Raw genomic sequence first — 6,283 nt, 5'->3', positions numbered from 1 at the left:
GACTTTAATCCCTTTGATGCTTTAAGGGCGAATGCTTCTAACTCTTCTTTTTTCATAATTACCTATCCTTAATATGATTAAGTTAATGATAGGCAATTACACAGATTTTAGGACAGGGTCAAATCGCTCACCTCATTGTAAAGCTGCGATTTATAGCTTATTGCTAAAATCGCAACTTTATTCTTCCGATGTTATTTTTCTAAGCGCTTCATAAGCATCCTCCTCTACTAATTTATTTATATTAATGTCTACCGAATCGCTCCAAAGCTCTAATTCAAGCTGAATCGAAGAACACTGCGGTACAAAACTATTTCCTAATTGATTTTCTCTTTTCAAATTTTTCTCCATTATCTTCATTAACAAACTCATTAACTGATGACACTAGTTTAAAACATAAAAACAATGATCACAATCATTCCAATAGGAAAAACCTATCAATTAAACTTTAAATATAATGAATCATTTTTGATTGTGATAATTAACGAAATCCAGACTGCTTTTTATCTATTTAAGCGCTAAAGAAAACTAACGGTTAGGCCTTGCTTTTGTCTTTTAAAAATACTTATCCAAAAATTTATTAGAAAATCAATGTTCAATACGACTACGACAGCCCCGTCGTTTAGCTTTCCCAAACGGTGAAGGACTTTCAGCAACAGCAAACAGGACGTTTGCTGTAAGTTCATCCGGTGCATGGACGCACCGTATGAACTGGTGCGTTAGGAAAGCCCTTTATTGTTTGGAACAGAAAGCGATTCGGTGGCCAGTTTCTTTGTATCCTTTCTTTTCTGGTAAAAGAAAGGGTATCGCCGACAGGGCGAAAACACTGCTAACCAATACCTCACAGACAGGATGAGCGCAGACGAAGTCAAATGGTGATAACTCTCTTTGCTTATTACGGGTAAAAACTTTCTATTAATTAAATCTAAGATAAAAAAATGAAGGTTTTCCCTCCGCCCCACTGTTAACAACATTATCAACACAACTAAACAATTTTGAGATCGATTTGATATATACATTACATTTTCACTCTCATATACTAACTCTTCTTAGGTACTCCACCTTGACACGGCACTCCATTTTTAAGGCTCAGCAATGAATACGATTATTTTCATTTCACTGGTTATTTTGCTTGGTTTTTTAACGGGTCAAATCTTAAAACGTCAATGTCATCAGTACGTCGACCAAATTAGAACATTAACCGTATTCATTGCCATGCGAGTGACGATCCCATTATCGGTTATGTTAGCGATTTGGCAGTTAGATATTCAAAGCTGGTTATTTGCTTGGTTACCTGTCATTGGTACCACTTTTCTATTATTAGGGTTTGTCATCGGCTGGTTAGTGTCGAGATTCTTTAAGCTTAAAGATATTCAACATGCGGTAGTTGCACCGGCTGGTAGTTTTACCAATATGGGCGCTATTGGTGCTTTTGTTGTTTTTGTTTATTTAGGGGAATCTGGCTTTGCGCTTGTGCCATTGTTCAAACTCTTTGAAGAAGTGATCTATTTTGCTTTTTTATTCCCTTATGCAAGTAAGTTTTCAGCACAGCCCAACCTAAAAAAACGTAAGATATGGCAGGATCCAGTGCTACAAACCATGTTTGTGGCTTTGTTACTGGGAGCAACATTAAACTTAACGGAAATGACAAGACCTGACTGGTTTAGCTCTGTCACATCTGTGCTTATTCCTACGGGCACATTCAGTTTAATGATATCGATTGGTTTAGTTTTTCGTTTTAAAGCGATATTTCAACATTGGCGAATTGCATTAACATTATCATTATGTAAACAAATACTGTTGCCTATTATCGTATTAGGATTGATTCTAATAAGCGGACAAGCACATTTCTATGAGGGCTTGATGCTACAAGTTGCCGTGGTGCTTTCCGCAATGCCAATTGCATTCCTTGTGATTTTACCAGCTGCGCTCTATAAATTAGATCAAGATTTAGCCAATGCTTGTTGGGTGTTTAGCTCGCTCACTTTTCTTGTTATGTTGCCCTTTTTTCCTTTTTTGTTAACTTGGCTTCAGTCATTATGATGAATAAATCATAACGAACAAAAAAGGGGTTTAAAAAGTGCCACATAAATTATAGGGATAACAGATTGGCGTTAATTACTGGAGAAAAGTGATGTTCATTCTCTGGCTTTAACACTCTTTTTTAAAAAAGTTATGCCCAATTAACGACTCTCTTAATCGATTTTTAAATCGTGTTTACCATGAGACTTTTTACAACGTAAATAGCTACTGTTACCCTCTTTTAGGTGTAAAGCCGTATTCACTTGTTCAACAATATTAAAATCATCTTTTAATGCATTAATCTTTTTAGGGTTATTGGTAATCAAACGTAAATCGGTAATTTCTAACGCTCTTAACATTAGCGCAGCGTCTTCGAAACTACGTGCATCTTCTTCAAAACCTAAATGTTTATTGGCTTGATAGGTATCCATGCCTTGGCTTTGCAACACATAAGCATCCATTTTGTTATATAAACCAATGCCACGCCCTTCTTGACGTAAATAAAGGATAACGCCCCCCTGATCTTTCATCAGATTAATAGTTTCATCTAACTGCTCACCACAATCACAACGAGAAGAGTGAAAGACATCACCCGTTAAACACTCTGAATGCATTCGTACTAATGGTACCTGTTGATTTTTATCTGCTTGCTGAAAAATTAACGCAATATGTTCATGGTTTTCGTCAAACATAGTAAAGGTCGCAATCTCTGCATCTATATCACTGTGTAGGCCAACTTTCAGATTAATTCTTGCACGTATTGTATTCATGGGCTTCTTTATCAAATTAACAAAGGCGCTTTATTAGCGCCTTAAATATTATTATCTATTAACTTAGTATTGGGATATTTATCTCATTTTCAAGTAATCTTCACACTTATTATTAAAAGTGCAGCGTAATAGACCTAAGTGTTGTTTTATCATTTAAAATATTTCTATTAAAAAATCACAACTAATTCGATACTTAATATAGTTACAACTCCCACCGTTGAGTAAGCACAGATGACCCCAAAGCCTAAACAATGACAGCCTCTTTGCTTATTGTGGTAAAAATACATAACATACACTTCAAACGAAGTAACAAGATAATTGAACTCCCAAATAGATCTGAACAACTATTAATTTATTAAAAGAGAAAATATGTCAAAGCCAGCAGTAATGTTAAGTGAAGCAGCGATTCAAGTACGCGATGCGCTTATTGAGTGTGGATTAGAAACACCAATGATTGAAAATAAATACAGCCCTGCGGAACGTAAAGTAAAAATAGAAGCGCATATGCGGGCGGTTTTAGAGTTAATGTCATTAGACTTAACGGATGACAGTTTAGTCGAGACACCTAAGCGTATTGCAAAAATGTATGTTGATGAAATATTTTCAGGGTTAGATTATGCTAACTTTCCTAAAATCACCATTATCCAGAATAAAATGCATTTCGATGAAATGGTTAAAGTTAGTGACATCACAATGATGAGTACTTGTGAGCATCACCTTGTGACAATTGACGGTTTAGCAACCGTTGCCTATTTACCCAAAAAGAACATCATTGGTTTATCTAAAATTAATCGTATTGTTCGTTTTTTTGCTCAACGACCACAGGTACAAGAGCGCTTAACACAACAAGTCCTGGTTGCTTTGCAAACGCTACTAGAAACTAAAGATGTGGCCGTTAAAATTGATGCGGTACATTATTGCGTTAAATCTCGCGGAGTGATGGACTCAACCAGTTCCACAACAACCACTTCTCTTGGCGGTATTTTTAAATCAAACCCAGCAACGCGCCATGAGTTTTTGCATCCGTAAAGGGCTTAAATTAGGAAGAAGTGCGAGACATCCAAGCATTGATATCTAAAGTATCAAGTTGTTAACAATAATATTGTTCAATACGGCTGCGACAAAATTTAAAACACTGAATATAAATATCGAACTAACAATAAATTCAGGCTAGACCTAAAAGCTTTATCTCCCTCTTAATAAGGGTTTATCTATACAGAGAATTTAACAATGGCTTTGCCCTTTAAAACGGGCTTGCTTATGTGGAACAGAAAAAAGACGCAGGATATATTAATAATATCAGGCGAATTTGTATGAAAGTCGAAATAACGGAATATTGTAAAGTTGAGTTTTAGTTTTACAAATATTCAGCAGATAGAAGCAAAATAACCTCAATGTAAGTTCACACTTCATTGAGCTCCTCACTATGAATGCCTTTTTGCAATAAAAAATAAACCTTAAACAAAACTTCTAAGCTAGCTATTATTATGTGTTCTTAATATCCTCCAATATAAATGCTCCGAAAATTGATCTCAAATTAGCACTTATACTCCCTTCTTCTATTTACATTTTAAACATATGTATTACAAATAAAGATCAAAAATAAAATAATGTAAACAATTACAGAGACATATGTTTTATTTTTATAATAGATCATTAAATCACATGTATTACAAATTGTTATTAATGTTATTATTATTCTCTTACTTCGACTAACTAAATATAAATTAGATACTCATTATTAATTAATAGTCTCGTAAAGTTAACGCTTCATTATGGATGAGAGGTGTAATGCTTTTTAGAAAGCATTTATATGGAATGGAATATAAATACGCAGTGTCATTATACTGCACCTCAACATTTTATAGGAACAATAATGAAATTGAAAAACTTAAGGTGGTGGGTAATTGCTTTGATCGCATTAGCCACCATAATTAATTACATTGACCGTTCAGCGCTTAGCGTATTATGGCCAGATATCGTAAAAGATCTTTTCCCTCATAAATCTGTTTTAGAGCAAAAACAAATTTATGCCAATATCTCAATTGTATTTATTTTATCGTATGCTTTTGGCCAGGCTATATTTGGAAAAATATTTGATTGGCTTGGTACTCGTATTGGTTTTGTACTATCAATTGGTGTTTGGTCACTTGCAACAGCAGCTCATGCTTTTGCGCAAGGCGTGCTTACTTTTAGTATTTTCCGATCTATTCTTGGTATTGCTGAAGCAGGCAACTGGCCGGGTGCAGCAAAAAGTAATGCAGATTGGTTTCCCACTAAAGAGCGCGCTTTGGCACAAGGTATCTTTAATTCAGGTGCAGCTATTGGCGGTATTATCGCGATCCCATTGATTGCATATTTAACAGCTTTCTTTAGCTGGAAAATGGTATTTGTGATCATTGGTATTACTGGACTTTTATGGTTAATTCCTTGGATTATTTTAGTAAAAGCACCACCTAAATTACACCCTTGGATCACTGAAGAAGAACGAGAATACATTCTAACGGGTCAACGCACTTCTGAAGTTGAAGAAAAAGAAGAGGATGAATATAACCCATCAACAAGCGAGTTATTAACTCGTAAAGAAAGTTGGGGTGTTATTATTGCGTCAGCCGCTATCGATCCAATTTGGTGGTTATTTGTATTTTGGATCCCAATCTACCTTAATGAAGTTTATGGTATGGACGTTAAGTCTATTGGTATTTACGGTTGGGTTCCTTACGTAGGCGCAATGATTGGTGCTTGGTTTGGTGGTTTACTTGCTCAAAATCGTTTAAAAGCCGGTTGGAATGCCAATAAAACACGTAAATTAACCATTACCTTAGGTTGTGCGATCATGCTACCTGCTTTATTAGCAATGGCAGATCCTGGCGCACCTACCAATGCGGTTATTATTATGGCAATCATTTTATTTGGTTTCCAAACTGCGATTGGTAATGTTCAGACACTACCAAGTGATTTATTTGGTAAAAAAGCAGTAGGAACGCTTTCAGGTATCGCTGGAATGGCAGCTAAATTAGGTGCGCTAGGCTTAACTGCTTTAGTACCTATTTTGACCGCTGGCGGAAATTATACTCCTGCCTTCGTTATCGGTGCATCATTAGCCATTATTGCTGCGGCTTCTGTTTGGATTTTAATACCTAAGATTGAACCACTAAAAAGTAAGAAATAATTTTTAACGTTTAAAAAGAAGACTACTTGTTACAGTAGTCTTCTTTATTAATAAATATCGACTCTGTCATTTTTAATTTAAATCAATAGATTAACCTTACGTTTTTTATATACTCACCACTTGGTAAGTTCACCTCAAACGGTACACCAACTGCCCCAAACTCAATAAAAAAGACGGTATTTCATAAACCGCCCTACTGATTGTGCGAATCGATAGTTGATTGCTCTACTTAAGGTGCTCATTACTAACTATTAGCTTTGTTTTATCACGAAGCACTGGGGATTAAATTGACTTCAATTTCGATGGAAAAGTTAATCTGCTC

General features: G+C 35.4%; 5 protein-coding genes. 3 read left to right on the top strand and 2 right to left on the bottom strand.

The features are described 5' to 3' along the window. Positions 1–177: 177 nt before the first annotated feature. A complete protein-coding gene (locus E2R67_RS16670) occupies positions 178–336 on the bottom strand; it encodes a hypothetical protein (RefSeq protein ID WP_166739386.1) in 159 nt (52 codons plus the stop codon). A 756-nt stretch (positions 337–1,092) separates the two neighbouring features. On the opposite strand from E2R67_RS16670, the gene E2R67_RS12815 reads away from it, so the two are divergent. Further along, positions 1,093–2,040, top strand: a complete 948-nt coding sequence (locus tag E2R67_RS12815) for an AEC family transporter (RefSeq protein ID WP_134291352.1) — start codon at positions 1,093–1,095, stop codon at positions 2,038–2,040. Positions 2,041–2,192: 152 nt separating this feature from the next. On the opposite strand, the gene ribA is transcribed toward E2R67_RS12815, so the two are convergent. Continuing rightward, positions 2,193–2,789 carry a GTP cyclohydrolase II RibA gene (gene ribA / locus E2R67_RS12810; protein ID WP_134291351.1) on the bottom strand — a complete coding sequence of 199 codons (597 nt, stop codon included), beginning with the start codon at positions 2,787–2,789 and terminating at the stop codon, positions 2,193–2,195. A 387-nt stretch (positions 2,790–3,176) separates the two neighbouring features. On the opposite strand from ribA, the gene folE reads away from it, so the two are divergent. Beyond that, on the top strand, positions 3,177–3,818 hold the full coding sequence (folE, locus tag E2R67_RS12805; RefSeq protein ID WP_445177044.1) for a GTP cyclohydrolase I FolE: 642 nt from the start codon (positions 3,177–3,179) through the stop codon (positions 3,816–3,818). An 847-nt stretch (positions 3,819–4,665) separates the two neighbouring features. Then, complete coding sequence (locus tag E2R67_RS12800; RefSeq protein WP_134291349.1) at positions 4,666–5,961, top strand: MFS transporter; 1,296 nt, start codon at positions 4,666–4,668, stop codon at positions 5,959–5,961. Positions 5,962–6,283: the final 322 nt, after the last annotated feature.

The sequence above is a fragment of the Psychromonas algicola genome (assembly GCF_004378355.1).
In the GTDB taxonomy this organism is placed as follows: Bacteria; Pseudomonadota; Gammaproteobacteria; order Enterobacterales; family Psychromonadaceae; genus Psychromonas.
This window is presented reverse-complemented; position numbering and strand designations above follow the sequence as displayed.

Coding starts and splice junctions, on each gene's coding strand:
- E2R67_RS12815 (WP_134291352.1), top strand. CDS start 1,093: ATGAATACGATTATTTTCATTTCACTGGTTATTTTGCTTGGTTTTTTA.
- ribA (WP_134291351.1), bottom strand. CDS start 2,789: ATGAATACAATACGTGCAAGAATTAATCTGAAAGTTGGCCTACACAGT.
- folE (WP_445177044.1), top strand. CDS start 3,177: ATGTTAAGTGAAGCAGCGATTCAAGTACGCGATGCGCTTATTGAGTGT.
- E2R67_RS12800 (WP_134291349.1), top strand. CDS start 4,666: ATGAAATTGAAAAACTTAAGGTGGTGGGTAATTGCTTTGATCGCATTA.